Origin of the sequence: Caulobacter sp. Root1472 (assembly GCF_001426985.1) — a bacterium.
GTDB lineage: Bacteria > Pseudomonadota > Alphaproteobacteria > Caulobacterales > Caulobacteraceae > Caulobacter > Caulobacter rhizosphaerae.
This window is the reverse complement of the sequence record NZ_LMFX01000023.1, coordinates 261,475-287,888: the sequence shown is the minus strand read 5'-3', so window position 1 is coordinate 287,888 and position 26,414 is coordinate 261,475. Positions and strand designations below refer to the sequence as shown.

Annotated in this window: 28 protein-coding genes and 1 pseudogene; 16 read left to right on the top strand and 13 right to left on the bottom strand. The window is 69.9% G+C overall.

The window, feature by feature from the left end; translation table 11 throughout:
* Positions 1 to 55 precede the first annotated feature (55 nt).
* Complete coding sequence (locus tag ASD47_RS16435) at positions 56 to 751, top strand: HAD family hydrolase (RefSeq protein ID WP_056758870.1); 696 nt, start codon at positions 56 to 58, stop codon at positions 749 to 751.
* Positions 752 to 768: 17 nt separating this feature from the next.
* Here the strand turns inward: ASD47_RS16435 and ASD47_RS16430 are convergent, their stop codons facing one another.
* Positions 769 to 2,043 carry a S8 family serine peptidase gene (locus ASD47_RS16430; RefSeq protein ID WP_082564647.1) on the bottom strand — a complete coding sequence of 425 codons (1,275 nt, stop codon included), beginning with the start codon at positions 2,041 to 2,043 and terminating at the stop codon, positions 769 to 771.
* Between the two features lie 128 nt (positions 2,044 to 2,171).
* On the opposite strand from ASD47_RS16430, the gene ASD47_RS16425 reads away from it, so the two are divergent.
* Both ASD47_RS16425 and ASD47_RS16420 read left to right on the top strand, forming a co-directional pair.
* Positions 2,172 to 2,672, top strand: coding sequence for a sigma-70 family RNA polymerase sigma factor (locus tag ASD47_RS16425; protein WP_188916207.1), 501 nt, complete (start codon positions 2,172 to 2,174; stop codon positions 2,670 to 2,672).
* A complete protein-coding gene (locus ASD47_RS16420; RefSeq protein ID WP_056758867.1) occupies positions 2,669 to 3,490 on the top strand; it encodes an anti-sigma factor in 822 nt (273 codons plus the stop codon). Before ASD47_RS16425 ends, ASD47_RS16420 begins: the two co-directional genes overlap by 4 nt.
* A gap of 87 nt (positions 3,491 to 3,577) precedes the next feature.
* On the opposite strand, the gene ASD47_RS16415 is transcribed toward ASD47_RS16420, so the two are convergent.
* Together ASD47_RS16415 and ASD47_RS16410 are read right to left on the bottom strand one after the other, a co-directional pair.
* Complete coding sequence (locus ASD47_RS16415; protein WP_056758864.1) at positions 3,578 to 3,817, bottom strand: flagellar basal body rod C-terminal domain-containing protein; 240 nt, start codon at positions 3,815 to 3,817, stop codon at positions 3,578 to 3,580.
* Between the two features lie 97 nt (positions 3,818 to 3,914).
* Positions 3,915 to 4,106 carry a hypothetical protein gene (locus ASD47_RS16410; RefSeq protein ID WP_056758862.1) on the bottom strand — a complete coding sequence of 64 codons (192 nt, stop codon included), beginning with the start codon at positions 4,104 to 4,106 and terminating at the stop codon, positions 3,915 to 3,917.
* Positions 4,107 to 4,324: 218 nt separating this feature from the next.
* Between ASD47_RS16410 and ASD47_RS16405 the strand changes: the two genes are divergently transcribed.
* Positions 4,325 to 5,977 carry a M20/M25/M40 family metallo-hydrolase gene (locus ASD47_RS16405; protein ID WP_056758859.1) on the top strand — a complete coding sequence of 551 codons (1,653 nt, stop codon included), beginning with the start codon at positions 4,325 to 4,327 and terminating at the stop codon, positions 5,975 to 5,977.
* 124 nt (positions 5,978 to 6,101) lie between these two features.
* Positions 6,102 to 6,770: a DUF998 domain-containing protein gene (locus tag ASD47_RS16400; RefSeq protein WP_056758856.1), complete on the top strand. Its 669-nt coding sequence runs from the start codon at positions 6,102 to 6,104 to the stop codon at positions 6,768 to 6,770.
* Here the strand turns inward: ASD47_RS16400 and ASD47_RS16395 are convergent.
* Positions 6,749 to 7,300, bottom strand: coding sequence for a YbhB/YbcL family Raf kinase inhibitor-like protein (locus ASD47_RS16395; protein WP_056758854.1), 552 nt, complete (start codon positions 7,298 to 7,300; stop codon positions 6,749 to 6,751). The two genes, ASD47_RS16400 and ASD47_RS16395, sit on opposite strands and share 22 nt — an antisense overlap.
* Before the next feature lie 127 nt (positions 7,301 to 7,427).
* Here ASD47_RS16395 and ASD47_RS27970 point away from each other — a divergent pair, with 127 nt between their 5' ends.
* The gene (locus tag ASD47_RS27970; protein ID WP_162251661.1) at positions 7,428 to 7,562 is read left to right on the top strand and encodes a YdgA family protein; all 135 of its coding nucleotides are present in this window, start codon (positions 7,428 to 7,430) and stop codon (positions 7,560 to 7,562) included.
* Positions 7,563 to 7,569: 7 nt separating this feature from the next.
* Here ASD47_RS27970 and ASD47_RS16390 read toward each other — a convergent pair whose 3' ends face one another.
* Complete coding sequence (locus tag ASD47_RS16390; protein ID WP_056759071.1) at positions 7,570 to 8,190, bottom strand: TIGR02466 family protein; 621 nt, start codon at positions 8,188 to 8,190, stop codon at positions 7,570 to 7,572.
* Between the two features lie 60 nt (positions 8,191 to 8,250).
* Here ASD47_RS16390 and ASD47_RS16385 point away from each other — a divergent pair, with 60 nt between their 5' ends.
* From ASD47_RS16385 to ASD47_RS16370, 4 genes are all read left to right on the top strand, one after another.
* Entirely contained in the window at positions 8,251 to 8,547 is a 297-nt protein-coding gene (locus tag ASD47_RS16385) for an antitoxin (RefSeq protein WP_230983829.1), read from the top strand.
* Positions 8,544 to 8,822, top strand: a complete 279-nt coding sequence (locus tag ASD47_RS16380) for a type II toxin-antitoxin system RelE/ParE family toxin (protein ID WP_056758852.1) — start codon at positions 8,544 to 8,546, stop codon at positions 8,820 to 8,822. Before ASD47_RS16385 ends, ASD47_RS16380 begins: the two co-directional genes overlap by 4 nt.
* A gap of 19 nt (positions 8,823 to 8,841) precedes the next feature.
* Positions 8,842 to 10,752 (top strand): excinuclease ABC subunit UvrC, encoded by a 1,911-nt coding sequence (uvrC, locus tag ASD47_RS16375; protein WP_056758850.1) that lies wholly within the window; start codon positions 8,842 to 8,844, stop codon positions 10,750 to 10,752.
* Between the two features lie 345 nt (positions 10,753 to 11,097).
* Entirely contained in the window at positions 11,098 to 14,124 is a 3,027-nt protein-coding gene (locus ASD47_RS16370; RefSeq protein ID WP_056758847.1) for a DEAD/DEAH box helicase, read from the top strand.
* A gap of 49 nt (positions 14,125 to 14,173) precedes the next feature.
* Here ASD47_RS16370 and ASD47_RS16365 read toward each other — a convergent pair whose 3' ends face one another.
* The 3 genes from ASD47_RS16365 to ASD47_RS16355 all read right to left on the bottom strand — a co-directional run bounded on the left by ASD47_RS16365 (position 14,174) and on the right by ASD47_RS16355 (position 18,344).
* Entirely contained in the window at positions 14,174 to 15,706 is a 1,533-nt protein-coding gene (locus tag ASD47_RS16365; RefSeq protein WP_056758845.1) for a sodium:proton antiporter, read from the bottom strand.
* Between the two features lie 65 nt (positions 15,707 to 15,771).
* Positions 15,772 to 16,938 (bottom strand): trans-acting enoyl reductase family protein, encoded by a 1,167-nt coding sequence (locus ASD47_RS16360; RefSeq protein ID WP_056758843.1) that lies wholly within the window; start codon positions 16,936 to 16,938, stop codon positions 15,772 to 15,774.
* 125 nt (positions 16,939 to 17,063) lie between these two features.
* Complete coding sequence (locus tag ASD47_RS16355; protein ID WP_056759069.1) at positions 17,064 to 18,344, bottom strand: MFS transporter; 1,281 nt, start codon at positions 18,342 to 18,344, stop codon at positions 17,064 to 17,066.
* Between the two features lie 258 nt (positions 18,345 to 18,602).
* Between ASD47_RS16355 and pgsA the strand changes: the two genes are divergently transcribed.
* Complete coding sequence (gene pgsA / locus ASD47_RS16350) at positions 18,603 to 19,220, top strand: CDP-diacylglycerol--glycerol-3-phosphate 3-phosphatidyltransferase (protein ID WP_056758841.1); 618 nt, start codon at positions 18,603 to 18,605, stop codon at positions 19,218 to 19,220.
* A gap of 45 nt (positions 19,221 to 19,265) precedes the next feature.
* Here pgsA and ASD47_RS27150 read toward each other — a convergent pair whose 3' ends face one another.
* Together ASD47_RS27150 and ASD47_RS16345 are read right to left on the bottom strand one after the other, a co-directional pair.
* A complete protein-coding gene (locus ASD47_RS27150) occupies positions 19,266 to 19,424 on the bottom strand; it encodes a hypothetical protein (protein ID WP_163228785.1) in 159 nt (52 codons plus the stop codon).
* A 75-nt stretch (positions 19,425 to 19,499) separates the two neighbouring features.
* Positions 19,500 to 19,739 (bottom strand): hypothetical protein, encoded by a 240-nt coding sequence (locus tag ASD47_RS16345; RefSeq protein WP_056759066.1) that lies wholly within the window; start codon positions 19,737 to 19,739, stop codon positions 19,500 to 19,502.
* 291 nt (positions 19,740 to 20,030) lie between these two features.
* Between ASD47_RS16345 and ASD47_RS16340 the strand changes: the two genes are divergently transcribed.
* Positions 20,031 to 20,237: a cold-shock protein gene (locus ASD47_RS16340; RefSeq protein WP_056758838.1), complete on the top strand. Its 207-nt coding sequence runs from the start codon at positions 20,031 to 20,033 to the stop codon at positions 20,235 to 20,237.
* 118 nt (positions 20,238 to 20,355) lie between these two features.
* Positions 20,356 to 21,552, top strand: a complete 1,197-nt coding sequence (locus ASD47_RS16335; protein ID WP_056758836.1) for a patatin-like phospholipase family protein — start codon at positions 20,356 to 20,358, stop codon at positions 21,550 to 21,552.
* Positions 21,553 to 21,594: 42 nt separating this feature from the next.
* Here the strand turns inward: ASD47_RS16335 and ASD47_RS16330 are convergent, their stop codons facing one another.
* Positions 21,595 to 21,921, bottom strand: coding sequence for a cell division protein ZapA (locus tag ASD47_RS16330; protein WP_012284839.1), 327 nt, complete (start codon positions 21,919 to 21,921; stop codon positions 21,595 to 21,597).
* 3 nt (positions 21,922 to 21,924) lie between these two features.
* Positions 21,925 to 22,383, bottom strand: a complete 459-nt coding sequence (locus ASD47_RS16325) for a hypothetical protein (RefSeq protein ID WP_056758834.1) — start codon at positions 22,381 to 22,383, stop codon at positions 21,925 to 21,927.
* Positions 22,384 to 22,612: 229 nt separating this feature from the next.
* Between ASD47_RS16325 and gap the strand changes: the two genes are divergently transcribed.
* A complete protein-coding gene (gene gap / locus ASD47_RS16320) occupies positions 22,613 to 23,620 on the top strand; it encodes a type I glyceraldehyde-3-phosphate dehydrogenase (protein ID WP_056758831.1) in 1,008 nt (335 codons plus the stop codon).
* Positions 23,621 to 23,679: 59 nt separating this feature from the next.
* On the opposite strand, the pseudogene ASD47_RS28270 reads toward gap, so the two are convergent.
* Positions 23,680 to 23,777: pseudogene (locus tag ASD47_RS28270) on the bottom strand (hypothetical protein); the annotation flags it as partial.
* Positions 23,778 to 23,796: 19 nt separating this feature from the next.
* Between ASD47_RS28270 and pgk the strand changes: the two are divergent.
* Together pgk and fba are read left to right on the top strand one after the other, a co-directional pair.
* Positions 23,797 to 24,987, top strand: coding sequence for a phosphoglycerate kinase (gene pgk / locus ASD47_RS16315; protein ID WP_056758829.1), 1,191 nt, complete (start codon positions 23,797 to 23,799; stop codon positions 24,985 to 24,987).
* A gap of 220 nt (positions 24,988 to 25,207) precedes the next feature.
* On the top strand, positions 25,208 to 26,299 hold the full coding sequence (gene fba, locus ASD47_RS16310) for a class II fructose-bisphosphate aldolase (RefSeq protein ID WP_056758827.1): 1,092 nt from the start codon (positions 25,208 to 25,210) through the stop codon (positions 26,297 to 26,299).
* The last annotated feature ends 115 nt before the right edge of the window (positions 26,300 to 26,414 follow it).

Below are 26,414 nucleotides of genomic sequence, written 5' to 3'. Positions count from 1 at the left end.
CTTGGCCTGAGGCGGCGACGCGGCGTATCACCGGGCGAGATCCGGAGAGCTTTCCATGCCCGTCACGACCGTCGGCATCGACGCCGACGACACCCTTTGGCACAACGAGACCCTCTTTCGCCTGACCCACAAGCGGTTCGTCGAGCTGCTGGCCCCCTATGGCGACGAAGCGCAGATCGACGCCAGGCTGGCCGAGACCGAGAAGCGTAACCTGCGGCTCTATGGCTACGGGGCCAAGGGCTTCACCCTGTCGATGATCGAGACGGCGATGGACCTGACCGACAGCCAGGTCAGCATCGGCGTGATCCGCCAGATCCTGGCGGCCGGGCGCGAGATGCTGACCGAGCCGGTCGAGCCCCTGCCCGGCGTGGAGAAGGCCCTGGCGCAGCTGTCCCAGCGCTACCGCCTGGTGCTGATCACCAAGGGCGACCTGCTGCACCAGGAGCAGAAGCTTGCCGGCTCGGGCCTGGGCGATCTGTTCGCCGCGGTCGAGATCGTGTCGGAGAAGGACGCCGACACCTATCGCCGGGTGTTCGCCCGCCATGGCTCGGGACCGCAGCAAGCGGTGATGGCCGGCAATTCGGTCAAGTCCGACATCATCCCCGCCCTGGACGCGGGCGCCTGGGCGGCCCTGATCCCCTACCCGCTGGTCTGGGCGCACGAGGCGGCCGCCGCGCCGAAGGACCACGCCCGGTATGCGGAGCTGGGATCGATTTCGGAACTGCCTGCGTGGGTCGACGGCCTGGCCTGAACCCTCCCCGGAAGGGTCTAGGGCTGGCGGGCCTCGACCAGGCCGTGGCCATAGAGGTCGTCGGGGCCCGGCGCGCCCAGGTCCACGGCCTGGGCGGCGAGGCGCGCCACCGCCCGCTGGGCCGCCGCCGGGTCGGGAACGGCGAGCAAGCCCGCCAGCCGGCCGGCCACCACGGGCGCGGCATAGGAGGTGCCCCGCACGCTGGCCGGACGTCCTCCGGGCGCGGCGACCTTGACCTCGGCCCCATAGGCCGCGAAGTCGATATGAGCCGCGCGGCCGGCCTCGGGCAGCAGCCGGCGCCGGCGGTCGACGCCGGTCACGGCGATCACCCCCGGATAGGAGGCCGGGTAGAGCGCCGGCGCGGCCGGACCGTCATTGCCCACCGCCGCCACGATCAGGCAGCCCCGGGCCAGCAGCGCCTTGACCGCCGCTCCCAGCGCGCCGTTCGGCGGCCCCACCAGGCTGATATTGACCACCGGAACCCGGGCCTGGGCCATCCAGGTCAGGGCGCCGACGATCGCGGAGGCCGAGCCTCCGGCGGGTCCCTTGCCGTAGACGTCGGCGACCAGGATCCGATCGACGCCCGTGGCGGCGAGCAGCGAGGCGGTGGCCGTGCCGTGGGCGCTGGGCCGCGCCCCGCCGTCCGCGAAGCCGCGCTGCTCCAGCTGGACGCGGGTGAACACCGGCTGGTCGGCCGCGACGCCGCCATCCAGCAGGCCCGCGCGTCCTCCGCCGCCTTGGGCGGCGACCGGGCCGGCGGCCGAGGTCGTCAGGGCCGCGCCCAGTCCGGCGTCGGCATAGACGTGATTGAAGTCGTAGTCGCCGCTGGGATCCAGCTCACGCAGCCGCTTGACCGCCGCCCGGGCGCTCAGGCCCTTGGGCGGCGTCAGGGTCACCAGGGACAGGCCCAGCTCGTCGGACCGCGCCTGGCGGGCCACGGCGAAGCCGGCCGCCGTGATCTTCGCCAGGGCCTCGGGCGTCGGCGAGACGGCCAGCACCTCGCCGCGCACCACCGGTTGCCCCTGGTCGTCCAGCTCCAGCGCTCGGGGATGGGCCCGGACCAGGTCAGCCAGCCGGTCCAGGCGCGCCGCGGCCAGGGCGTCCGGCGTCAGGCGATCAGCCAGGGCGTCGACGTCGCGCGTCAGGCGGTCGGCCAGCGGCAGTTGCGGCAGCGGCAGCCCGGTCCGGCCGACCACGGACGACGGCGAAGGCAGCAGTTGGGCGTCGGCGGGCGCGCCGCCCAGTGTCGCCAGGCCGGCCAGGATCGGGATCAGGGCGTCACGAAGGCGCATGGCGGTTAGAGGCTTCCTCGGCGAACGAAACGTCACAATGGCCGCATCGCGGCCCGCATGAAATAAGTTTAGGCTCAGGGATTAAACGTCCCCGGCGATACGTTTCTTCCATAGGACGAAGGCGAACCTTGGATTCCTTCCAGACGGAGATGCTGACCCTGCTGCCGCGCTTGCGCCGGATGGCGCGGGTCCTGGCCTGGGAGCCGGCGGACGCCGACGACCTGACGCAACTGACCGTCGAGCGCGCCCTGCTGCGCCGCGACCAGTGGCGTCCCGGTACGCGATTGGACAGCTGGATGTTTCGGATCATGCGCAACGCCTGGATCGATGAAGCCCGCGCCCGCCAGCGCCATGGCCGCGTCCTGGCCCCGCCCGAGGCGGGCGCCGCGGCGGCCGACCCCAGCGCGCCCTCTCTGGAGGCGCGGCTGGGGGCCTCGGCGGTGGAGCGCGCCCTGGACGCCCTGCCCGAAGACCAGCGCGTCGCGGTCGCCCTGGTGCTGATCGAGGGACTGTCCTACCAGGAGGCCGCCGACAGCCTGGAGGTGCCGATCGGCACCCTGACCAGCCGTCTGGCCCGGGGCCGGGCCACATTGCAGACTGCGTTGATCGACCAAGGAGCCCAGCCATGACCGTTCCGGACGAAGAGGTCTTCGCCTTTGTCGACGGCGAGCTGCCCCCCGAGGACATGGCGCGGATCGAGGCGGCCATGGCCACCGACCCGCAACTGGCCCTGCGCGTCGAGACCCAGCGCGCGCTGCGCCGGCTGCTGTCGGGCGCCCACGCCGGGGTCATGCGCGAGACGCCGCCCCAGGCCCTGAGCGCGGCGATCGCCGCCAAGCCGCCGCCCGCCTCCAGGCCGGCCGAGGTGATCGCCTTCCCTGGAGCCAAGGGCAAGGCCAAGGAGAAGGCCAGGCCGCGCGAGCCCAAACTTCCCAAGCCGCCTGGCGCGGCGGCGCGGGGCGTTCCCGCCTGGATCGGCCTGGCCGCCTGCCTCGTCGCCGGCCTGGTGATCGGCCGCATGGCCGCGCCTCCGCCCGTCACCCTGAACGGGGGCGACGACCCCGCCCCGATCGCCGCGGGCCCCTTGGCCCAGGCCCTGAACAGCCAGAGCGCGGGCCAGGCCGCCGGCCCCGTGCAGGTCAAGCTGTCGTTCAAGACGGCGTCGGGCGTCTATTGCCGGACGTTCCAGGCGTCCGGCCGCTCGCCGATCGCCGGCGTGGCCTGTCGGGATCCGGACGCCTGGCGCGTGCGGGCCGTCAGCCCAGCCGGCCCCGGTCCGGCCGGAGACTATCGCATGGCCGGCTCGGAGACGCCGGCGGCCATCCTGGCCGCGGTCGACGCGATGATCGCCGGAGCGCCGCTGGACGCGGCCGGCGAAACCAAGGCGCGGGCCGCCGGCTGGAAACCCGCGCCTGACGCCGAAAAGGGAGGGGCCGCCCCCCGGTAAGACCGGAGGGCGGCGGGTCCGGACCCGCGCAGGGGGGAATGCGGGATGAGCCCGGACCGGCTCGCGCCGACGGGACGAACGTCCGTCCTAGACCTTCATGTCCAGGAGGGCGCCCGTCATCTCGTCGGCCGTCTTGATGACGGCGGCGTTGGCCTTGAAATCGGTCTTGGCCGAGACCTGTTCGACGGCCTCGTGGGCCAGGTCGACCTTCTGTTCTGCCTGGCTCTGCTCCAGGCCCCAGGCGGCGGTGCGCTGGGCGCTGGCGCTGAGTCGGTCGGCCGCGGCGAACATGCCGGCGGCGGCGGTGTTGAGGACCTGCACGCCCATCTCCCTGGTTGCCAGGCCAATGTCGGGCGCGCCGGTTAATCGGCCTTAAGCAAAGACGGTGAAGTTATTCGGTTAACCGTCGAATCCAGGGGGACGCCTAGACGCTGATATTGACCAGCGTCCCGGTCAGTTCGCCGGTCGCCTGGGCCAGGGCCGCGCCGGCGGAGGCCGTCATCTTGGCGTTGGTCTGGGCCACGGCCAGTTGCGTAAGGTCGACCGGCGGGGCGCTCTGCGCGGGGGCGGCGGACCGCTGGAGGCCGGCGCTGGGCCGGTTGGCGGGAATCTGCACGAGGTCTTCCTTCGAGGTCCTCGCCAGCTTCGTCCCGAACCCTTAAGCGCGCTTGACCAGAGACGGTAAACGCGGCCGCGACTGAGATAACGCGTTCTTTCGGCATCGTTTTTCGCGAAGATTACAAAACGTTCAGGTCGCGAAATCTCGACAAGCCGGGCGGGTCTAGCCAAGGTTCGGGCTTGCACGGGCCTCGCCCGTATTTGGAGCCTGCCTTGATGCCGTTCTCCCGTCGCGCCGCCCTCGCCGGCGTCGCCCTGCTGTTGACCGTCCAGCCCGCCTTCGCCGCGACCGCCAAGCCCAAGCCCGCCGCCGCCAAAGCCGCCGGCTTCACGCCCTCGGCCGACGCCATCAAGGCGCACATGGCTTTCCTGGCTGACGACCTGCTGGAGGGCCGTGAAGCCGGCACGCGCGGCTACGACATCGCCGCCCAGTACGTAGCCTCGCAATACGCGCTGATGCACGTCAAGCCGGCGGGCGACGACGGCTCCTACCTGCAGCAGGTGCCGCTGACGGCGTACCGGGCCGCCAACGAGGGCGGCGTCTCCTACACCGGCGCGGACGGCAAGTCCGGCGCCCTGGTGTTCGGCGAGGACTACCTGCCCTCGGCCCAGGCTCGCCAGGCCGAGACGTCGATCACCGCGCCTCTGGTCTTCGTGGGCTATGGGATCGTCGCCCCGGAGCGCGGCCGTGACGACTATGCAGGGCTGGACGTGAAGGGCAAGATCGTCGTCGTCCTCAGCGGCGCCCCCAGCGGCCTGCAGACCGAGATCCGCGCCCACTACAGCAACACCAACGTCAAGCGGGCCGAAGCCGCCCGGCGCGGCGCGGTCGGGGTGCTGACCCTACCGACCACCAGCTACGAAAAGCGTCGCCCCTTCGCGCGCAACGTCGGCAACTACCAGGAATGGAAGATGACCTGGAACGACGCCCAGGGCACAGCCTATGTACGCGGCGCCGAGGCGCCGGGCCTGGCCAGCCTCAGCTTGAAGGGCGGCGCCAAGCTGTTCGCCGGCGCGCCGACCAGCCTGGACGCGGTGCTGGCCGCGGCCGAGACGCCGGACGGCGCGGTCAAGGGCTTCGCCCTGCCCGCCAACGTCACCGTCCAGCTGAAGACCGAGATCGAGAAGCGCCAGAGCAGCAACGTCGTCGGGCTGATCGAGGGCTCGGACCCGACGCTGAAGGCCCAGACGATCATCCTGTCGGCCCACCTCGACCACTTGGGCATACACGGCAAGGACGCCGACAAGATCAACAACGGCGCCCTGGACAACGCCTCGGGCGTGGCCACCCTGCTGGAGGTGGCGCGCGGCTTCAAGGAAGCCCGGACCAAGCCCAGGCGCTCGATCGTGCTGCTGGTGGTTACGGCCGAGGAGAAGGGCCTGATCGGATCGGAATATTTCGCCCACAATCCAACCGTGCCGAAGGCCGGCATCGCCGCCGACGTCAACCTGGACATGCCGATCCTGCTGTACGACTTCCAGGACGTGGTGGCCTTCGGCGCCGACCGCTCGTCGATCGGCCCGGCGGTGGCTCGGGCCGCCGGCCGCGTCGGGATCGGCCTGTCGCCCGATCCCCTGCCGGAGGAGGGGCTGTTCACCCGCTCGGACCACTATCGCTTCGTCGAGCAGGGCGTGCCGTCGGTGTTCCTGATGACCGGCTTCAAGAACGGCGGTGAGAAGGGCTTCAAGGACTTCCTGGCCACCCACTACCACAAGCCCAACGACGACCTGAACCAACCGATCAACTACCAGGCGGGGGCCCGCTTCGCCCTGGTCAACTACGAGATCGCCCGCGAACTGGCCGACGCTCCGGCTCGGCCGTCCTGGAACAAGGGCGACTTCTTCGGGACCCTGTTCGGGAAGAAGTAGGAGCGACGGGGACAGGATTGGGGACAGGCGCAGGCGCCTGTCCTCGTCAGCCGCGCCATCCAGCCTTGACCCCGCCCCCGCCCGGCGCGATCTAGACGGGCCCAACCAGCCGGAGACGGGACGAGTGATAAGCGTGGGAAACCTGCTGAGGATCGGCCTGGTCGTTCCGGCGATCATGGTGGCCGACGTCCTGGTGGCCCAGCACATGTTCCCCGGCTTCCGGCCCGGCGCGCAGTTCATCAGCGAGCTGGGCGGCCCGGCCGCGCCCAATCCGGCGATCTTCAATGTCGGCATGATCCTGGCCGGCTTGGCGGGGATCGCGGCCGGGGCCGGCTTCACCCAGGCCCTGGAACACGCCGGGGGCCGCCGCCAGGTCTCGGCCTTCGCGGGTCTGTGGGTGGCGATGACCGGCCTGGGCGCGCTGTTCGCCGGCCTGTTCCACTGGCCCGACCCGATGCACCGCGCCTGCGGCGTGGGACTGGCCATCCAGTTCGCCCCGCTGTTCACCGCCTGGGCCCTGTGGGGCAAGCCAGCGCATCGACGGCTGGCGCGCTTCTCGCTGGGCTGGTTCTTCTTCCTGCTGCTGGTCCTGGCCCTGCTGACCGGCGTCTGGAACGTCCGCACCGGCAACGACGTCGGCTTCTGGCAGCGCGGCCACGCGTTCCTGGGCCTGCTGTGGCTGGCGATCGCCGCGTTCTGCCTGGACCGCCACTGGCGAGCCCGCGACCTGACGGCCGCTCCAGTGGACCGCGAACCGACCGCCGAACCCGACTACGCCCCCGCCGCCTCGTAGGTGACAATCAGGTCGTCGGAGGCCAGGGCGTCGCCCTTCAGCGCGTTGACCAGGTCGGCCAGCGGCGTCTTCTCGTCGAACGGCAGGCGCTCGACCAGGGCGAAGATCTGGAAGTGATAGTGGTGCACGCCGTGCCCGACCGGCGGGCGTGGGCCAAACCAGCCGACCGTGCCGTTGTCGTTGACGCCCTGGGTCGCGCCGCCGACCAGGCCCAGGCTGGCCTCGTTCGGCAGGCCCTCGGGTAGGCTGGTCGCCTCGCCGGGAATGTTCCAGATCAGCCAGTGCACGAAAGGCTGTTCCCGAGGCGCGTCGGGATCCTCGACGATGATCGCATAGGCTCCCGCGCCTTGGACCGGGGTCCAGACCAGGGGCGGCGAGAGATTGTCGTGATAGGCGCTGTGGCGGTCGGCGATGCGGCCGTTGATGTCGGTGGCGGGGGTGGTGAGGATCAGGCTGCTTTCACCGAACGGCTGGACCTTCAGCATGGCGATCGCCGCGCCGGAATGGTCGGGCGTGTGGGCGTGGGGCATGGGCGGCTCCTGGCTGTGGGAGCTAAACCCGCCCGCCGTCCGCAAGGTTCACGGCCCAGGTCTGGCGGGGCCTGGACAGGCCGCGAGCGACCGCTAAGGTAGAGCGGTCTCGCTTGAAGGAGCCGTCGTGAAGAAGGTCGTCATCATCCTCGGTTGCCTGGCCGTCGTGGCGGCCGTCGGCTACGGCTGGACCACCTATCAGAACAAGCAGCGGTTCGACGCCGTCATGGCCGACTACGCCAAGGATCAAGCTCACCGCTGATCGCCGGCTAGCGCCAGGCGTAGTTGAAGCTGATGCTGATCCGCTCCTGCTTGGCGGCGTTGGCCGGCACCTCGTGGCGCAGCCAGCTTTCCCACATCAGCACCGTGCCCGGCCGCGGCTGGACGTAGACGAAGGTCTGGCGGTCCTCCGGCGCGTCAGCCTGGCGGGTCGGGGCGGCCATCATCAGCGGCAGGCGCGGATCCTCGAGCTTCAGGGCCGAGGCGCCCGGCGGGGTCGCGACATAGACCGTCCCCGACAGCACGCTGTGCGGGTGGATGTGGCCGCTGTGGGCGCCGCCGGGCTTGAGGATGTTGATCCACAGGCTGTCCATCACCAGCCGCCCGCCGGCCAGTTCCAGGTTCAGGTCCTTGGCGAAGGCGGCCGCGTGCCGGTCGAGCTTCTTCTTCAGTTCAGCGAACAGGCTGTCGCGCTGGGGCAGGTCGTCGAGCGAAGCGTAGGAGGTGTAGCCGCTGTAGCCCTTCTCCCTGGCCCAGGCGCGGCCCGCCCGATCCTCGGCGGCGATGGCGCGGCAGGCGTCCTCCAGCTGGGCGTTGAAGGCCTCGAACCCCTTGTCGGCGGCGAGGCTGCCCTCATAGAGGTGGGTGACGAAGAGCGGGCGCAGGGTCATGGCGGGCGTCATACCGCCCCGCCGCGTTGACGACAAACGGGGATGGTGGGACATTTGGTCATGGCCGATGGCGATCACATGCTGAAGATCGATGCGGCGCTTGCCGAGCGGCTGAAGGCTGTGTCCGAAGACCTGGGCAAGAGCTTGGACGAGTACGCCACGCAACTCCTCGACGCCTATACGGGCCTCGATCCGCGCAAGGAAGACGACGCCTATTGGAAGGAGCTTCGGCGCGAGGCGAACGAGACTTTGCGCAATGGCGGCATTCCCCTTGAGGACATCGAGCGGTGGATGCGATCCTGGGGAACCGACGCCGAACTTCCTCCGCCGGAGCCTCGCCCTCGTGTCCGCGAATGAGAACAGTCGAATTCTCGCCGACGGCGAGACGCGACCTGAACCGCCTCAGGCAATGGCTGGAAGAGCGTGCGCCTCACGTCACGCGCGAGGCGGTCCACGTCATCATTGCCGCCTATAGGTCCCTAGGCGAATTTCCGGAACGAGGCCGCGCGATCCCAGAGGGCCTGCGCGAACTCATCGTTCCCTTCGGCTCGGCTGGCTACGTACTCCAATATGATGTGCAGCCCCAGCACGTGATTATCCTGCGCATCTTCCACAGCCTCGAAGATCGCTGACCGCGCCAGACTCGCCTATATGTCCACCGTGGACCAAGACACCGCCCCTCCTCCCCCCGCCAACGCCCTGAAGGGCGCCGCCCTGATCAAGGACGAGGTCTCGCGCCTGCCCGACGCGCCAGGCGTCTATCGGATGATCGGCGAGAACGAGGAAGTCCTCTACGTCGGCAAGGCCAAGAGCCTGAAGAAGCGGGTCGTGCAGTACGCCCAGGGCCGCTTCCACACCAACCGTATCGCCCACATGGTCGACGCCACGCGGTCGATGGAGTTCGTGACCACCCGCACCGAAGCCGACGCCCTGCTGCTCGAGATCAACCTGATCAAGTCGCTGAAGCCGCGCTTCAACGTGCTGCTGCGCGACGACAAGAGCTTTCCCGAGATCATGATCCGCCGCGATCACGACGCCCCCCAGCTTCGCAAGCATCGCGGCGCCCACACCATCAAGGGCGACTATTTCGGGCCGTTCGCCAGCGCCGGGGCGGTGAACCGCACGCTCAACACCCTGCAGAAGGCCTTCCTGCTGCGCTCGTGCAGCGACAGCGTCTACGAGACCCGCTCGCGCCCCTGCATGCTGCACCAGATCAAGCGCTGCGCCGCCCCGTGCACCGGGCTGATCGGCAAGGACGACTACCAGGCCCTGGTCGACCAGGCCGAGGCTTTCTTGAGAGGGAAGTCCCGCGCGGTCATGGCCCTGATCGCCCAGCAGATGGAGGCGGCGGCCGAGGACCTGGAGTTCGAGCGCGCCGCCCGCCTGCGCGACCGCATCCGCGCCCTGGCCGCCGTGGCCCAGGAAAGCCAGATCAATCCCGAGACCGTGGAGGAGGCCGACGTCGTGGCCCTGCACGTCGAGGGCGGCCAGGCCTGCGTGCAGGTCTTCTTCTTCCGGGCCGGCCAGAACTGGGGCAACCGAGCCTACTTCCCGCGCGTGACCGGCAACGCCGAGGAGGAGGACGAGACGGCCAGCGAGGAGCAGCGGATCCTGACCGCGTTCCTGGGCCAGTTCTACGACGACAAGCCCATCCCGCGCCTGATCCTGACCAACCTGGAGCCGGCCGACCGCGACCTGCTGGCCGAGGCCTTCTGCCTGAAGAGCGGCCGCAAGGTCGAGATCGCCACGCCCAGGCGCGGGGAAAAAGCCGACCTGGTCGGCCATGCGCTGACCAACGCCAAGGAAGCCCTGGGCCGGAAGATGGCCGAGGGCTCGGCTCAGACCAAGCTGCTGGCCGGCGTCTGCGAGGCCTTTGGCCTGGAGGCCCCGCCCGAGCGGATCGAGGTCTACGACAACAGCCACATCCAGGGCACCAACGCCGTCGGCGGCATGATCGTGGCCGGACCCGAGGGCTTCATGAAGGGCCAGTACCGCAAGTTCAACATCCGCTCGACCGAGCTGACGCCAGGCGACGACTACGGGATGATGAAGGAGGTCCTGCGCCGCCGCTTCGCCCGCCTGGTCAAGGAAGAGGAGGAGGGCGACAGCTCCGCCCGTCCCGACCTGGTGCTGGTCGACGGCGGCAAGGGCCAGCTGGACGCGGCGCTGGAGGTGATGGCCGACCTGGGCGTCGACGACATCGCCATCGTCGGCGTCGCCAAGGGTCCGGACCGCGACGCGGGGCTGGAGCGGTTCTTCCTGCCCGACAAGACCCCGTTCATGCTCGAGCCCAAGTCGCCGGTGCTCTACTACCTGCAGCGCCTGCGCGACGAGGCCCACCGCTTCGCGATCGGCGCCCACCGCACGCGGCGCTCGATGGACCTGAAGAAGAACCCGCTCGACGAGATCGAGGGCGTCGGTCCCGGTCGCAAGAAGGCCCTGCTGCACGCGTTCGGCTCGGCCAAGGGCGTGGCTCGGGCCGGGGTCGAGGACCTGATGAAGGTCGACGGCGTCAGTCAGCCCCTGGCCGAGCGGATCCACGCCTTCTTTCGCAAAGGTTGAGAAAACGCGGCGGCGCCATTTACTCCCCAGGCGTGTGACGACAATAGTGCAATCCTGAGACGGCTGGTTCTCCGTCCAGGCTTGCCGAGTGCGCCATGGTTGTTGCGTCCCCTCAGTCCAGGTTCGGCCAGGCTGCGTCCGCGCAGGCCTCACCGGCGGACAATCCCGATCCCGTCGCTCTGCTCAACGCCTGGCTGGCGGTCGAGGCGCTGCAGCCCCAGACCTTCGCGACGCAGGAAGACCTGCTGGGACGCGAGCCGCCGCCCGCCAGGCGAAAACCCAGAGGCCAGCGCGACGCTCCGCTGCCCCGCAGCCCTGTTCCCGTTCGACCTGGCCAGCGGCCGGATGCCCTGGGAAGGCCCCGAGGGCGATCGCGAGCGACTGGCGATGTCCGAGGACGACCGTCTTGTCTGGTACGTGCCCTTGGGCTTCGTGAAGATGGAGCCGGCGGTCGAACGCCTGGTGACCGAGGTCCAGCCGGAGGGCCCTGAGCGCGAGCGGGGCGTGGGCGTGGCGGTGCTGGCCCTGGCCGCCTTCGACGAGGCGGGCCGGGCCCTGCCCTCGAGCCTGCTGCTGTCCAGTTTCGGCTGGGCGTGCGGACGCGTGCTGGCCGGCGACATCGACCGCCTGCATGCGTTCGTCGACCTGGAGGGCGAGTTGCGCCACCAGCTGGGGCAGGCGCTGGTCCAGCTGGACCCGGACGGCCGCAAGGTCGCCACCTCGCGACAGCGGTTCCTCGAAGGCATGACGGCGATCATGACCGCGCTGGAACTGCCGGCCGACCTGCTGGAACGGCCACGCGTGGCCATCCGCGTGGTCGGCGAGACCGACGGCGAGCCGGTCGACATCATCAACAGCTTCTACCTGCGCGACCTCCACCGCGTGCGCACGGCGCTTGCGGCCGGGGCGGGCGGCGCGACCCTGGCGGCCTATCTCGGCCAGGCGCGGCCGACCGAACAGTTGGACGTGCTGGCCGACAAGGCGGTGCTGGAGAGCCTTGTGGCGCCGGCGCTGACGTCCGGCGCGCGCTGGCCCGCGCCCAGCCCGGCCAAGCTGGTCACCCTGCAGCAGGCGGCGGTCAACGCCGCCGTTCGCGACCTGGCTGACGGCGGCCTGCTGTCGATCAACGGGCCGCCGGGCACCGGCAAGACCACCCTGCTGCGAGATGTGATCGCCGCGGTGCTGGAAGCCCGCGCCGACGCCCTGGTCGCGCTGGACGATCCAACCTCGGCCTTCTCGCCGGTCGAGCTGGTGGCCGAGAGCGGCCACAAGCGGGTGCTGTATCGTCCGTCGGCGGCCCTGGCCGGGCGCGGTGTGGTGGTGGCCTCGTCCAACAACGCCGCCGTCCGCAATGTCAGCGCCGAACTGCCCCTGGCCGGGGCGGTCAACGATCCGGCCGCCGTCCGCTACTTCCCCGACACCGCCCGCGTCGCCCAGGGCGGCGACGCCGACTGCTGGGGCCTGGTCGCGGCGGTGCTGGGCAATCGCAAGAACCGCTCGGAGTTCGTCGAAAGCGTCTGGTGGGACCCCGACTGGGGCCTGGAAAAGTACCTGGCCGCCGTCAACGGCCGGGCCGAGGCCGAACCGCCGGCCATTGTCGCCACCGAAGCCCCGCCCCGCACGCGGGGCGAGGCGCGCGAGCGCTGGCGGCGGGCCCAGATGGACTATCGCGAGCGCAAGTCCGCTGTCGCCCGGCTGTTGGCCGGACGCGAGCAGATGCGCCTGGCGCTGGCTGACGCCGCGGCCGTCCAGCAGGCCCTGGAGGACGCCCTGGCCGCCGAGGCGACCGCCCAGGCCGACGGGCAGGCGGCCGCCCAGACGCGGGAGGCGGCGGCCCTGGCCCTGACGCGCGCCGAGGCGGCGCTGGCCGACGCCCGCCGGCTGCACGACGGCGGCGCGGCCCTGCGCCCCGGATGGGTCGCGCGGCTAGTCGGCCAGGACACCGCCTGGCGGCAGTCCCAGGCCCGCACCCTGGCCGTGCTCGAGCAGGCGATGGCCGACCAGGCGGCGGCGCGCGCCGAGCAGGACGCCGCCGACCGACGGGCCCGCGACGCCGCGGCCCGGCTGACCCTGGCCCAGGCGGCCCGAGCCGAGGCCATGGTCAGGCGCGAGGGCTTGCTACAGTTGGAAGGCGAGGGCCGGGCGCTCTTCGGCGACCAGATCGGCCCCGCCTTCTGGGAGAGCGGCCATGCGGCGATCCACACGGCTAGCCCCTGGGCCGACGCGGCCCTGATCGAGGCCCGCGACCAGCTGTTCGCCGCCGCCCTGGCCCTGCACCGCGCCTTCCTCGACGCCGCCGCCCGGCCCATGAAGTCGAACCTGGCCCTGATGATGGACCACCTGAAGGGCAAGCGCCTGCCGTCCGGCGCCGCGGTCCACCTCGACGCCCTGTGGGACAGCTTCTTCCTGGTCGTGCCCGTGGTCTCGACCACCTTCGCCTCGCTCGACCGGCTCATGGACGGCCTGGGCGAAGCCTCGGTGGGGTGGCTGATCGTCGACGAGGCCGGCCAGGCCACGCCCCAGGCCGCCGCCGGGGCCCTGTGGCGGGCGCGGCGGGCCCTGGTCATCGGCGATCCCCTGCAGATCGAACCCGTCTCGACCGTTCCGGCCGGCCTGGTGCGATCGATCTTCTCCAGTCGGGGCGCCCATCCGGATGTCTGGGCCGCGCCCCGCGCCTCGGTCCAGACCTTGGCCGACGCCGCAAGCCCCCTGACCGCCGCCGTCGGCTGGGGCGCCGACGCCCGGCGGATTGGCATGCCGCTGCTGGTGCACCGCCGGTGCCAGGAGCCGATGTTCTCGATCTCCAACACGGTCGCCTATGACGGCCTGATGGTCCACGCGACCAGCCCATCCCCCTCGCCGATCCGCCAGGCCCTGGCCGAGATCGCGCCGGGCAGCTGCTGGCTCGACGTCGCCTCCAGCTCCGCCAAGTGGAGCCCGCGCGAGGGGCAGGTGGTGCTCGACCTGCTGCGGCGGCTGGCCGATCAGGGCGTGCGCGATCCCGACCTCTACCTGATCGCCCCGTTCCGCGAGGTGGCCGACACCTTGCGGGCCCTGGTGGTGCGCAGCGGCGTGCTCGACCCGCTGGGCGTGCCTGCCAGGCAGCACCGGCGCTGGGGCGAGACGCGGGTCGGCACGGTCCACACCTTCCAGGGCAAGGAGGCCGAGGCGGTGATCCTGGTGCTGGGGGCCAGCGCCGACGCCAGCCGCGGCTCGCGAAACTGGGCGGGCGGCGCCCCCAACATCCTCAACGTGGCGGTGACCCGGGCCAAGAAAGCGCTGTACATCGTCGGCCGCCACGACGCCTGGCGCACCGCCGGCGTCTTCGCCCAGGCGGCCGCGGCCCTGCCGGTGGTGTCTCTGGAGCCGTGACGGGGGACGGGGACAGGCGCATGCGCCTGTCCCCAATCGTGGACGTCCCTTACTCCCGCGCCGCCAGCTCCAGCCAGTCGAACTCCTCCTCCAGCGCCCGGTAGGCGTCGTCGCCGATCTCGCCGCGCTGGCGCAGGTCGGCGATGGCGGTGCGCGAGACCGCCACCACCCGGCGGCGCAGGGCGTTCTCGGCGGAGTCGCGGGCGTCGGCGCCCTTGCGGGTCTGGTCGAGGGCCTCGCCCAGTTCCCGCCGCAGCGCGTCCGCGGCCTCGGACCTGTCGCCGTCCAGCTCGGCCAGAGCGGCCTTCAACGCCTTGGCGCGGGCCAGTTTCAGCTCCTTGCGCACCGGGTCGTCGTCGGGCAGGCGCAGGAGGCGCAGCAGCGGCTTCAGGGTCAGGCCCTGGACGACCAGCGTGCCCAGCACCACCGCGAAGGCGGCCAGCAGGATGAAGTCGCGATAGGGAAAGCCCTCGGGCAAGGCCAGGGCGGCGGCCAGGGTGACCATGCCGCGCATCCCGCACCAGGCGACGGCCAAACCGCCGCGCGCCGTGGGCGGGGCCATGCTGGACCGGGCGACATGGACGCCGAACCAATGGTTCTTCAACCGGACGGCGGTGTTGTAGCTCATCACCCAGGCGATCCGCACGGCGATCACCGTGGCCAGGATCACCAGGGCGGCGCGCACGTAATCGAACCGCTCCTGATGCGACAAACCCTCCAGGATGGGGCGAAGTTGCAGGCCGATCAGGGTGAAGGCCAGGACGTTCAGCACCACGGTCACCGACTCCCAGACCGCGAAGGACGGGATGCGCAATCGCGCCGACAGCTGCGCGCCCGGCCGCCAGGCGACGGTCACGCCGTAGACGACGATGGTCACCACCCCCGACAGGCCCAGCCGCTCGGCCAGGATCCACACCCCGAAGGTCGAGACGAACTGGACGATCACCGAACTGGGCACGTCGGTGATGCGGTGGAAGAACAGGCCGGTCAGCCGCGCCAGACCATAGCCGGCCACCACGCTGCCCACGGCCACCAGGGCCAGGGTGGGAGCCGCATGGGCCAGGCTGAAGCCGCCGCCGACCGCCCCCACGGCCAGGCGGTAGATCAGCAGCGCCGAGGCGTCGTTCAGCAGGCTTTCGCCCTCCAGGACCTTGAGGATCCGATGCGGCGGCTGGACCTGGCGCAGCACGGCCAGGGCCGCTACGGCGTCCGGCGGAGCCACGATGGCCCCCAGGGCGATGGCCGCCGGCCAGGGCATGTCCGGAAACAGCAGCCGCGCCACCCACGCCACGCCCAGGGTGGTCAGGCTGACGGCCACCAGCACCAGGGACGAGACCGGCCGCCAGTTGTCCTTCAGGTCGCGCAGCGAGGAGTCATAGGCCGCGTCCAGCAGGACCGGGGCGATGAACAGGGCCAGGATCAGTTCCGGCTCCAGCTCCAGCCGCGGCGCGCCGGGAACCAGGGCCACCGCCGCCCCGCCCAGGGCCAGCAGGGCCGGATACGGAACACCGATCCGCCGGGCCAGACCTGACAGCAGCACCGCGCCCAGCAGCAGGGCCAGGATCCACTCGAAGATCAGCATGGCGCCAGGGTCGCCGCGGACGGCGAAGTTGGCAACGGCGTTGGCCGGAAAAAGCGCCGATCGCCCTACTCGACCGCGAAGATTAGCCCGGCCTTGGCCTGCAACCGCTCCACCAGCTTGCCCTGCAGCGCCGCGCCGGGCGTCCAGACGCCGCCGGCCGCCTCCGGCGTGTCGACCAGGCACAGGGCCGTCTCGGCGATCATCTTGCTGGTCGAGCCGTAGCCGGGGTCCTTGTCGCCCTTGACGCTGGCGCGGACCTGGCGGCCGTCGGGGGCGAGGGCGACGAACAGCAGGTCGTAGAAGCCGGCCTCGCGCTCGGCCTTGCTGGGCCCCTCGCCCGGCTTGGGACCGCTCTCGGCGCCCATCGCGGCGTTGGCGGCCGTGACGAGCTTGGCGGCAGCCTCGCCCGCCTCGCCGGAGCCGGTCAGCACCATCTCGTCATAGACGAAGTCCGCGCCGTAGGGCTGGCCCATCAGCCAGTTGGAACGGTGGACGTTGCGGGTGTTGATGGCCGCCATCACGAACGGGGCGGTCCAGGCGTCCAGGTCGTCGTCATGGGCCACGGCCGCGCCATGCGGCTGCTTGGGGCCGGCGAAATCGGGGGTCAGGGCGAAGGGGTCCTTCAGGTGCTCCAGCACCTTTGGGTCGCGGGCCGCCGCGGCCATCGTGGCCTTCAGGCTGGCCGCCGTGCCGCCCGAGAAGCCGCCGCGCATGGCCCGCACTCGCCCCTTCACGCGGGCGACAGGCGCGCCGAATCGCCGGGCCGCCTCCTGCTGCACGAACCAGACGCCCAGCTCGAACGGGATGGAGTCGAAGCCGCAGGAGAAGACGATCCGCGCCCCGCTGGCCTTGGCCGCCGCCTCGTGGGCGTCGATCATCTGGCGCATCCAGGCCGGCTCGCCGCACAGGTCCAGATAGTCGGTTCCGGCCTCGGCGCAGGCGGCCACCAGATCGGAGCCATAGAGCTGGTAGGGGCCGACGGTGGTCAGCACCGCCTTGGTCCGCGCGACCATGGCCCGCAGCGAGGCGGGGTCGTCGGCGTCCGCGACGATCAGCGGCGTGTCGGAGGCCGCGCCGATCTCGTCACGCACGGCGGCCAGCTTGTCGGCGCTACGGCCGGACATCGCCCACTTGGCGTCGGGGTGATGGTTAGCGAAGTGCTCGGCCACCAGCCGACCGGTGAAGCCGGTCGCCCCGTGGACGATGACGTCGAATTCTGTTGAAGGGTTCATGGGCCCGCCTCCCGAGATCTTATCGTTGGAGGCAGAGTGGCGCGGATATCCGCCAAGGGCAAACAACTGTTCGCCCTTCCAATTCCACTCATCTCGGCGAATGCCGGGATGAGCGGGATTTGGGGTTAGGCCGCCGCCTTCGGCTTCAGCGCCAGCAGGCCCACGAAGCTCAGTCCCGCCGCCACCGCCAGATAGACCCCCACCGGGACCAGGCCGCCCCGGTTGGCCAGGGCCTGGGCGATCGTCGGCGCCAGGCCGCCGCCCAGGATGCCGCCGAGGTTGAAGGCCGCCGAGGCGCCGGTGTAGCGCACCCGGGCCGGAAACAGGTCGGGCAGGAAGGCGCCCAGCGGTCCGTAGACGAAGCCCATGACCAGCAGGCCGATCGCCAGGAAGGCGCCGATGGTGGGCAGCGAGCCGGCCACCATCATCAGCGGCAGCAGGATCCCGACCCCGACGGTCATGGCGCAGCCGGCCATCAACACCCGGCGCGGGCTGGCGGCGTCGGCCCAGTAGCCGGCCACGACGATGCCGGCGGCCATGAACAGGATGGCGATCAACTGGGCGCTCAGCATGGCCGTGCGGCCATAGCCCAGGTCCTTGGCGCCGTAGCCTAACGCGAAAGCGGTCATCAGGTAATAGACGGCGAAGCAGCAGACGGCCGCCAGCGTTCCGCAGAGGGTGGCCTTCCAGTGGTCGCGCAGCAGCTCGCCTAGCGGCACGGCCGGCGGCGCCTCGTGGGCGATGGCGGCGGCGAAGTCCGGGGTCTCGGTCAGCTTCAGCCGCACCCACAGCCCCACCCCGACCAGGGCCGCGCTGCCCAGGAACGGCAGGCGCCAGCCCCAGTCCTGGAACTGGTCCGGCGTCAGGACCAGGCCCAGGATCAGGAACAGGCCGTTGGCGGCGATGAACCCGACCGGCGCGCCCAGCTGCGGGAACATGCCGAACCGCGCCCGCCAGCCTGGCGGCGCGTTCTCGACCGCCAGCAAGGCCGCCCCACCCCACTCACCGCCCAGGCCGAAGCCCTGGCCGAACCGCAGCAGGCACAGCAGAGCGGGCGCCAGCCAGCCGGCCGTGGCGTAGGTAGGCAGGAAGGCGATCGCCAGGGTCGAGCCGCCCATCAGCAGAAGCGAGGCCACCAGGGTCGACTTGCGTCCGACCCGGTCCCCGAAGTGGCCGAAGGCCACGGCGCCAAGAGGCCGGGCCAGGAAGGCCACGCCCAGGCTGGCGAAGGCGGCCAGCTGCTGCAGGCTGGCCGACTTGGACGGGAAGAACAGCTGGCCGAACACCAGCGAGGCGGCGGTGGCGTAGATGTAGAAGTCGTAGAACTCCACCGCCGTGCCCACCAGGCTGGCGGCCAGCACGCGGCGGTTGGAATTGGTCGCGGTCGGTTGGTCGGTATTGGCCATGACGCCCTCGAAGAACTTGGCCATGGCTTGGCGGGCGGAAGACGCCGCGTCAACTGGTCCAGGGCAGAAACGACCTCGACGACAGGGTTTTCGCGCGGCGCACGATGGGTTCATTCCACGGCGGTAAGCCTAGCCGACGGAATCGCCTCAAGCCTTGTCCCTCGCAGGTCATCAGGCCCTGGGCTTGCGACGACGGCCCTGGTGATCGGGATCCGCCCCCATAGCCCTTCGTCGCTTTCATGCGTTAGAACCGGCGCCATGAAAGCCCTGCCCAACATCCTGACCTCCGCCCGCCTGGTCATCGCCCTGTTCATGTTCGTGGCCCTGGCCGCGGCGGCCGGCGGCGTGCCGTGGCTGAGCGACCAGCTGAGCGTGGACCAGCAGATGTCGTTGCAGCGCTGGGCGTTCTGGGCGTTCGTGGTGGCGGCGGTGACCGACTTCTTCGACGGCTGGCTGGCCCGCAAGCTGGACGCGGTCAGCATCTGGGGCGCGATCCTCGACCCGATCGGCGACAAGATCCTGGTCTGCGGCGCCCTGCTGGGCCTGATGGCCCTGGGTCCCAATCCGCTGGTGATCCTGCCGGCGGGCCTGATCCTGTTCCGGGAGTTCGCCGTCAGCGCCCTGCGTGAGGTCGGCGCCGGCAAGGGCGTCAAGCTGCCGGTCACCGTGCTGGCCAAGTGGAAGACCACCCTGCAGCTGGTGGCGATCGGGGCCGAGATGGTCCTGGCCTCATGGTCCGCCTTTCACCTGCCGACCGCTCCGTCGGTGGTGACCCCGGCCACCTACGCGACCCACGGCCTGCTGTGGCTGGCCGCCGTGGTGACGCTGATCACCGGCGCGCAGTACTGGGAAGCGGCGCGCAAGGCGCTGGTCTAGGGGCTTCGGAAAACACCTCCCCCACAGGGGAGGATCCTAGAACACCTACTCCGCCGCCAGCAGCGCCGTCGGCGGCTCGTCATCCTCGATGGTCTCGGAGTCGCGCAACAGCCACTCGGCGGCGGGCGGCTCGTGGCCGGCCCGGGTCCGTTCCGCTCGCATCATCAGGGCCAGCCAGCCGCTGCCCGCCGTCAGAAACACCATGATCGCCTCCGAAGCGCTCCGTCATTATTGAGAATGACTATCAATAACGACGGAGGCAAGGCGTCTTTGAGAGCCTCAGGCCGCTTCGGCGGCCGCAACGGCCCTGCGCTTGGCGGCGGTCGCGCCGCGCTTCTTGGTCGCCGCTTCCAGAGTGACCTGGCGGCGCTTGGAGGCTTCCAATTCGAGCACGGGCAGGACCTCCGACGCGGCCAGCCTCTGAGCCGGGGTGCCCACGACGTCCAGGCGGCGGGCGTTGGCCAGGAGCGTCACCAGCTCCCGGTCGTTCAGCAGAGGAATCCGCTCGATCAGGGTCATGTCGTGCTCCTTGAAACTCAGCAATTCCCGCAGTAGCGCGAGAGAATTTGCTTAACGTTCAAGGCATGGCTTGGGGTCCAAAACTATTCGCGATTCAAGTCGATTCACGAATTCACTTGCCGTGGCCTCGGATGAGGGTCATGGTGGCTTATCGAAATTCGCTGACGTTCGGCCTGCTTTTCCATGCTCTCCTTTGCGAGAGCGCCGGACGCGCCCACCGACCCCCAACGAAATTTGATCGTCGCGCGGAACGACTCCGCCGACGCCTATCGAACTGCAAGGACTACCACTATGGCTACCGGCACCGTGAAATGGTTCAACGGCACCAAGGGCTTCGGCTTCATTCAACCGGACGACGGCGGCGCCGACGTCTTCGTGCACATCTCGGCCGTTGAACGCGCCGGTCTGCGCGGCCTGGATGAAGGTCAGAAGATCACCTACGAACTCGAGCAAGATCGTCGCTCGGGCAAGATGTCGGCGGGCCAACTGCAGGCTTAATCGCCTCACGCTCACGAGATTTGGAATGGGTCGGCGCCTGGCGCCGGCCCATTTTTCTTGCGCGCTTCCCGTGGGGGCGTAACAGGGGGCGAAGGTTTAGGCAGCGAGCCCACAGCCCATGCGTCCAGCCCGCCTCCTCGCCCTCCTCCTGGCCGCCCTGAGCCTATGCGCCTGCGGATCGCTGTCGCGCCCGGCGTTCCAGGCCAGCGACCTGGCCGGGCCGCCGCCCAAGGGCCTGGCCGACATCCGCTTCAACGCCAGCGACAAGGACGCCGCCGTCCGGTTCGGCGACCCGGCTCGCAAGCGCGCCCTGGCCCAGCGCACCTTCGACGTGCTGGCCCTGTCGGGCGGCGGCTCCAACGGGGCCTATGGCGCCGGCGTGCTGGTGGGCCTGACCAAGCGCGGCGAGCGGCCCGAATTCGACATCGTCACCGGCGTCTCGACCGGGGCCCTGACCGCTCCGTTCGCCTTCCTCGGCCCTAGCTGGGACGACCGCCTGACGCAGGCCTATACCGGCAAGGAGGCCGGCCGGATCCTCAAGCCCCGCGGCCTGGGCGTGCTGTTCCATCCCAGCTTTTACAGCAGCGCCGCCCTGCGCCAGCTGGTCGACGCCTATGTGACCGACGACATGCTCCAGGCGATCGTCGCCGAGCACCGGCGCGGCCGCCGCCTGCTGATCGCCACCACCAATCTCGACACCGAAGAGACGGTGATCTGGGACATGGGCGCGATCGCCAGCCGCGGCGACGACGCGTCCAAGGAGCTGTTCAAGCGCGTCCTGGTCGCCTCGACCAGCATTCCCGGCGTCTTCCCGCCCACCCTGATCGAGATCGAGGGCAAGGGCCGCGAGCTGTCGGAGATGCATGTCGACGGCGGGGTCACCATCCCGTTCTTCGTGGCGCCCGAATCGCTGCTGCTGTGGACCGCCGCCAAGAACTCGGCCCGGCCCGGACGGATGTACGTGATCGTCAACGGCAAGGTCGACGGCAGTTTCGGCTTCACCAAGGGCGGGGCCCTGTCGATCGTCGGACGCTCATGGGACGCCATGAGCAAGGCCCTGATGCGCACCCACCTGGCGACCAGCTACGGCTTCGCCCGGCGCAACGGCGGCCAGCTGTTCTACAGCGCCATCCCCGACAGCGCCGACGCCGACACCTCGGGCCTGGATTTCGACGCCAAGAACCGCGCGGCCCTGTTCCAGCTGGGCCGCGAACGGGCCGAGGCGGGCTGGGCCTGGGCGCTGCCGGACGACCCGAACGGCCCCTCCGACGTCCCGCCCGCCGTTCCCGCCCCGCCGGCGATCAGCGGCAAGTGATCTTAAACAGGCCGGAAAATATCGGAGCCACGATAGAGCGCCCTACCCCTGGACCAGCGCTTCGATCTTCTCTGAGGCGGCGTCGAGGGCCTTTATGGCGCGGATCTCGACACGGGTCTGTTCGGTCTGCAGGCGGGCCAGTTCCGACTGGGCATGGGCCAGGCGCAGCTTCAGGTCCGACAGCTCGTCGGCCAGCAGCAGGGCGCCCATCAGGAACAGCCGCGTTTCGCCCAGCTGGCCGACGTCCTGGCTGACCTGGCGGACCTGGCGGTCGAACAGGCGAGCGATCTCTAGCAGGTGGGCTTCCTGCCCGTCCTCGCAGCCGACGGTATAGGGCCGACCGTTCACCTGGATGGTCAGTTGGGCCATGGCTCAGGCCTCCCGTTCCGTGACGCCGTCATCGTGGTCGAGGTCGCCGAACAGGTCGCCCGCCTCGACGCCGTCATCCTGGTCGTCCTCATCGTCGTGGACGCCCTCGGTGATCAGGCTCTCGTCGCCCAGGGCGGCGCGGATCTCGGCGATGGCGCGACCCAGGGCCTCGGAGGCCTGCTCGCCGGCCTCCTCCAGCGCCTTCTCGCGGGCCCGGGCGGCTTCCAGGTCGAGCGCCAGGCGCGCGGCCTTGGACTCCGCCTGGGCCTGGGCCTCGGCGTCGAACAGGCCCGGATCGTCGGACGCGGCGCCCGTCGACGACGCAGAAGCCGCGGCGGCGGCGGCCGAAAACGCGGCCAGGCGCGCGGTGCGCTCGGCCGTGATCTTCTGCTCCAGCTGGCTGACGGCGCGCTCCAGGCGGCGCGCGGCCAGTTCGAGGGCGTTCCCTTCGCCCGGGGTCATCGGCATCGTCCAACGGTCATGCAGCGCAACATATAGACTGCGGCCTGCTTCGCCACCCGCCATGGCGACAATTGGGCGACGAAACCGCGCGGATAACAATAGGTCATCCAATGTGAGCGCTCGCAGAGGTTTCTTGGGGTTGACTTCCCCGCCCCGCACCGCAAAACGCGCTGCAAAATCAAGGTAACGCCGGTCGCCTCGGCCGGACGCTCGTTAGGAGAAAGACCTCATGGCCATTCGCGTCGCCATCAACGGCTTCGGCCGGATCGGACGTCTCGTCCTGCGTTCCATCGCCGAGCATGCGCGCCGCGACATCGAGGTCGTCGCGATCAACGACCTGGGCCCGGTCGAGACCAACGCCCACCTGCTGCGCTACGACAGCGTCCACGGCCGCTTCCCGGGCGTCGTCACCTCGGGCGAGGACTGGATCGACGTCGGCCTGGGCAAGATCAAGGTCACGGCCATCCGCAATCCGGAAGAGCTGCCGCACAAGGACCTGAACGTCGACATCGCGTTCGAGTGCACCGGCATCTTCACCGCCCGCGACAAGGCCGCCCTGCACCTGCAGGCCGGCGCCAAGCGCGTGCTGGTCTCGGCCCCCGCCGACGGCGCCGACAAGACCATCGTCTACAAGGTCAACCACGACACCCTGACCGCCGAGGACATCGTCGTCTCGAACGGCTCGTGCACCACCAACGCCCTGGCCCCGGTGGCCAAGGTCCTGCACGACCTGGTCGGCATCGAGCGCGGCTACATGACCACGATCCACAGCTACACCGGCGACCAGCCGACGCTGGACACCATGCACAAGGACCTCTACCGCGCCCGCGCCGCGGCCCTGAGCATGATCCCTACCTCGACCGGCGCCGCCAAGGCCCTGGGCCTGGTGCTGCCGGCCCTGAAGGGCAAGCTGGACGGCTCGTCGATCCGCGTGCCGACGCCCAACGTCTCGGTCATCGACCTGAAGGTCGTGCCCTCGCGCGACACCACGGTCGACGAGGTCAACGCCGCCCTGAAGGCCGCCGCCGACGGCGACATGAACGGCGTGCTGTTCACCACCACCGACCCGCTGGTCTCGAGCGACCTCAACCACATCGCCGCCAGCTCGACGGCCGCCCTGCCCCAGACCCAGGTCATCGAGGGCAAGCTGGTCCGCGTGCTCAGCTGGTACGACAACGAGTGGGGCTTCGCGACCCGCATGAGCGACACCGCTCTGGAAATGGCGAAGTTCCTCTAAAGCCTAAAAGAACCCCCGTCCCGAAAGGACGGGGGTTTTCCTTGGCCGCAGCAGCGCGGCCGCCCTCGTCCTTCGACAGGCTCAGGATGAGGGCTACTGTGACGCCCGCTCTTGGATCCTCATCCTGAGCCTGTCGAAGGACGAGGATCCAACGCACTGACTTTCAGGATCACGTCATGCCCTTCCGCACCCTCGACACCGCCGATCTCGCCGGCAAGCGCGCCCTGGTCCGGGTGGACTTCAACGTGCCCGTCGATGGCGGCAAGATCACCGACGACACCCGCCTGCGCGCGGCCCTGCCGACCATCCACTACCTGTCGACCAAGGGCGCCAAGGTCATCCTGCTGGCCCACTTCGACCGCCCCAAGGGCAAGGTCGTGCCGGAGATGAGCCTGGCCTTCGTGGCCGAGCCGCTGGGCAAGCTGCTGGAACAGGAAGTGGCGTTCGCCGGTGACTGCGTCGGTCCGGCCGCCGCCCAGGTCGTCAACGCCATGGAGAACGGCGGCGTGGCCCTGCTGGAGAACGTCCGCTTCCACGCCGGCGAGGAGAAGAACGACCCCGCCTTCGCCGCCCAGCTGGCGGAGAACGGCGACCTCTATGTCGACGACGCCTTCAGCGCCGCCCACCGCGCCCATGCATCCACTGAAGCCCTGGCCCGCATCCTGCCGGCCTATCCGGGCCTGGCCATGCAGCGCGAACTCGACGCGCTCGACGCCGCCCTGGGCAATCCCAAGAAGCCCGTGCTGGGCATCGTCGGCGGCTCCAAGGTCTCGACCAAGCTCGACCTGCTCAACAACCTGGTGGCCAAGCTGGACCGCCTGGCGATCGGCGGCGGCATGGCCAACACCTTCCTGTTCGCCCAGGGCCACGACGTCGGCGGCAGCCTCTGCGAGAAGGACCTGGCCGACACCGCCCGCCAGATCATCGCCACCGCGCAGAAGAGCGGCTGCGAGCTGCTGCTGCCGATCGACGTGGTCGTGGCCAAGAAGGTCGCCCCGGGCGTCGACGCCGAGACCCGCGACCTTTCCGACGTCCAGGGCGACGACCTGATCCTCGACGCCGGCCCCAAGAGCGCCCAGCGGCTGATCGAAGCCATGGATTCGAGCCAGACGTTGATCTGGAACGGCCCTTTGGGCGTTTTCGAGGTGCCCCCCTTCGACGAAGCGACCGTTTCGGCGGCAAAACACGCCGCCAAACTCGCCAAGTCGGGTAAGATCGTGGCCGTCGCGGGCGGGGGTGATACCGTGGCGGCGTTGAACCACGCCGGCGTCTCGGCGGACTTCACGTTCGTTTCGACCGCCGGCGGCGCGTTCCTGGAATGGATGGAGGGCAAGACGCTTCCGGGCGTCGCGGCCCTTGAGGTTTAGAAACGTATCCCCGGCCAAGGCCGGGGAAGACGGGATGGGAGACCTGATTCAATCCGGCGAAACATCATTCGACCACCGGGGCCGAGGAAACCCGGGATAACTTTCCACCGTCGAGACCGAGGAAACTCGACGCGACTACGGGCGAAGAACGCAAAGCGTCAAAAGCCCCAAAAACAAGAAACCACCACCCAATCACTTCACGCTTGCAGGAGAACACCACGTGGCGAGGATCACGCTAAGACAGTTGCTGGATCATGCGGCGGAGCATGACTATGCGCTGCCGGCCTTCAACATCAACAACATGGAACAGGGCTTGGCGATCATGGAGGCGGCGGAAGCCGTCAATTCCCCGGTCATCATCCAGGCCTCGCGCGGCGCGCGCAGCTACGCCAACGACATCATGCTGGCCCGGATGATCGACGCGCTGGCCGAGATCTACCCCAACATCCCGGTGTGCATGCACCAGGACCACGGCAACGGCCCGGCCACCTGCGCCACGGCGATCCAGTACGGCTTCACCTCGGTGATGATGGACGGCTCGCTGATGGAGGACGCCAAGACCCCCGCCACCTACGAGTACAATGTCGAGGTCACCCGCAAGGTGGTCGAGATGGCCCACGCCTGCGGCGTGTCGGTCGAAGGCGAGCTGGGCGTGCTGGGCTCGCTGGAAAGCGGCATGGGCGAGGCCGAGGACGGCCACGGCTTCGAGGGGGTCCTCTCGCACGACGAGCTGCTGACCGACCCGGACCAGGCGGTGGAGTTCGTCGAGCGCACCGGCGTCGACGCCCTGGCCATCGCCATGGGCACCAGCCACGGGGCCTACAAGTTCACGCGCAAGCCGGACGGCGACGTCCTGGCCATGAACGTGATCGAGGAGATCCACCAGCGCCTGCCCAACACCCACCTGGTGATGCACGGCTCCAGCTCGGTGCCGCAGGAGCTGCAGGACATCATCAACCAGTACGGCGGCGCCATTCCCCAGACCTGGGGCGTGCCGGTGGAAGAGATCCAGCGCGGCATCAAGCATGGCGTGCGCAAGGTCAATGTCGACACCGACAACCGCCTGGCCATCACCGGCGCGATCCGCAAGATCCTGACCGAGAAGCCGCACGAGTTCGACCCGCGCGCCTATCTCAAGCCCGCCAAGGAGGCCATGCGCCAGGTCTGCCAGGACCGCTTCGTGCAGTTCGGCTCGGCCGGCCACGCCGACAAGATCAAGGCCCTGTCCACCGCGACCATGGCCAAGCGCTACGTGTCCGGCGAACTGAACGCCAAGTTCGGCGCGGCGGCCAAGAAGGCGGCGGCTGAGTAAGAGCTTCTGCTTTCGAGGATACGAGGAGGCCTTCCAGGGACACCTGGGAGGCCTTTTTCGTTTGGCGCGTTGTTGGGGTCTCCAGCCCCGGAACGGGGACATGCACTTGTGCGTG

What these genes read in the sequence shown, in the direction of transcription:
- ASD47_RS16380 (WP_056758852.1), top strand. Translation starts at nt 8,544, where the DNA reads ATGAGAACAGTCGAATTCTCGCCGACGGCGAGACGCGACCTGAACCGC.
- ASD47_RS27150 (WP_163228785.1), bottom strand. Translation starts at nt 19,424, where the DNA reads ATGGTGTTTCTGACGGCGGGCAGCGGCTGGCTGGCCCTGATGATGCGA.
- ASD47_RS16340 (WP_056758838.1), top strand. Translation starts at nt 20,031, where the DNA reads ATGGCTACCGGCACCGTGAAATGGTTCAACGGCACCAAGGGCTTCGGC.
- gap (WP_056758831.1), top strand. Translation starts at nt 22,613, where the DNA reads ATGGCCATTCGCGTCGCCATCAACGGCTTCGGCCGGATCGGACGTCTC.
- ASD47_RS16330 (WP_012284839.1), bottom strand. Translation starts at nt 21,921, where the DNA reads ATGGCCCAACTGACCATCCAGGTGAACGGTCGGCCCTATACCGTCGGC.
- ASD47_RS16435 (WP_056758870.1), top strand. Translation starts at nt 56, where the DNA reads ATGCCCGTCACGACCGTCGGCATCGACGCCGACGACACCCTTTGGCAC.
- uvrC (WP_056758850.1), top strand. Translation starts at nt 8,842, where the DNA reads ATGTCCACCGTGGACCAAGACACCGCCCCTCCTCCCCCCGCCAACGCC.
- ASD47_RS16430 (WP_082564647.1), bottom strand. Translation starts at nt 2,043, where the DNA reads ATGCGCCTTCGTGACGCCCTGATCCCGATCCTGGCCGGCCTGGCGACA.
- ASD47_RS16355 (WP_056759069.1), bottom strand. Translation starts at nt 18,344, where the DNA reads ATGGCCAATACCGACCAACCGACCGCGACCAATTCCAACCGCCGCGTG.
- ASD47_RS16325 (WP_056758834.1), bottom strand. Translation starts at nt 22,383, where the DNA reads ATGACCCCGGGCGAAGGGAACGCCCTCGAACTGGCCGCGCGCCGCCTG.
- ASD47_RS16345 (WP_056759066.1), bottom strand. Translation starts at nt 19,739, where the DNA reads ATGACCCTGATCGAGCGGATTCCTCTGCTGAACGACCGGGAGCTGGTG.
- ASD47_RS16370 (WP_056758847.1), top strand. Translation starts at nt 11,098, where the DNA reads ATGCCCTGGGAAGGCCCCGAGGGCGATCGCGAGCGACTGGCGATGTCC.
- ASD47_RS16390 (WP_056759071.1), bottom strand. Translation starts at nt 8,190, where the DNA reads ATGACCCTGCGCCCGCTCTTCGTCACCCACCTCTATGAGGGCAGCCTC.
- ASD47_RS16395 (WP_056758854.1), bottom strand. Translation starts at nt 7,300, where the DNA reads ATGCCCCACGCCCACACGCCCGACCATTCCGGCGCGGCGATCGCCATG.
- ASD47_RS16335 (WP_056758836.1), top strand. Translation starts at nt 20,356, where the DNA reads ATGCGTCCAGCCCGCCTCCTCGCCCTCCTCCTGGCCGCCCTGAGCCTA.
- pgk (WP_056758829.1), top strand. Translation starts at nt 23,797, where the DNA reads ATGCCCTTCCGCACCCTCGACACCGCCGATCTCGCCGGCAAGCGCGCC.
- ASD47_RS16415 (WP_056758864.1), bottom strand. Translation starts at nt 3,817, where the DNA reads ATGGGCGTGCAGGTCCTCAACACCGCCGCCGCCGGCATGTTCGCCGCG.
- ASD47_RS16365 (WP_056758845.1), bottom strand. Translation starts at nt 15,706, where the DNA reads ATGCTGATCTTCGAGTGGATCCTGGCCCTGCTGCTGGGCGCGGTGCTG.
- ASD47_RS16385 (WP_230983829.1), top strand. Translation starts at nt 8,251, where the DNA reads ATGGCCGATGGCGATCACATGCTGAAGATCGATGCGGCGCTTGCCGAG.
- pgsA (WP_056758841.1), top strand. Translation starts at nt 18,603, where the DNA reads ATGAAAGCCCTGCCCAACATCCTGACCTCCGCCCGCCTGGTCATCGCC.
- ASD47_RS16420 (WP_056758867.1), top strand. Translation starts at nt 2,669, where the DNA reads ATGACCGTTCCGGACGAAGAGGTCTTCGCCTTTGTCGACGGCGAGCTG.
- ASD47_RS16360 (WP_056758843.1), bottom strand. Translation starts at nt 16,938, where the DNA reads ATGAACCCTTCAACAGAATTCGACGTCATCGTCCACGGGGCGACCGGC.
- ASD47_RS16405 (WP_056758859.1), top strand. Translation starts at nt 4,325, where the DNA reads ATGCCGTTCTCCCGTCGCGCCGCCCTCGCCGGCGTCGCCCTGCTGTTG.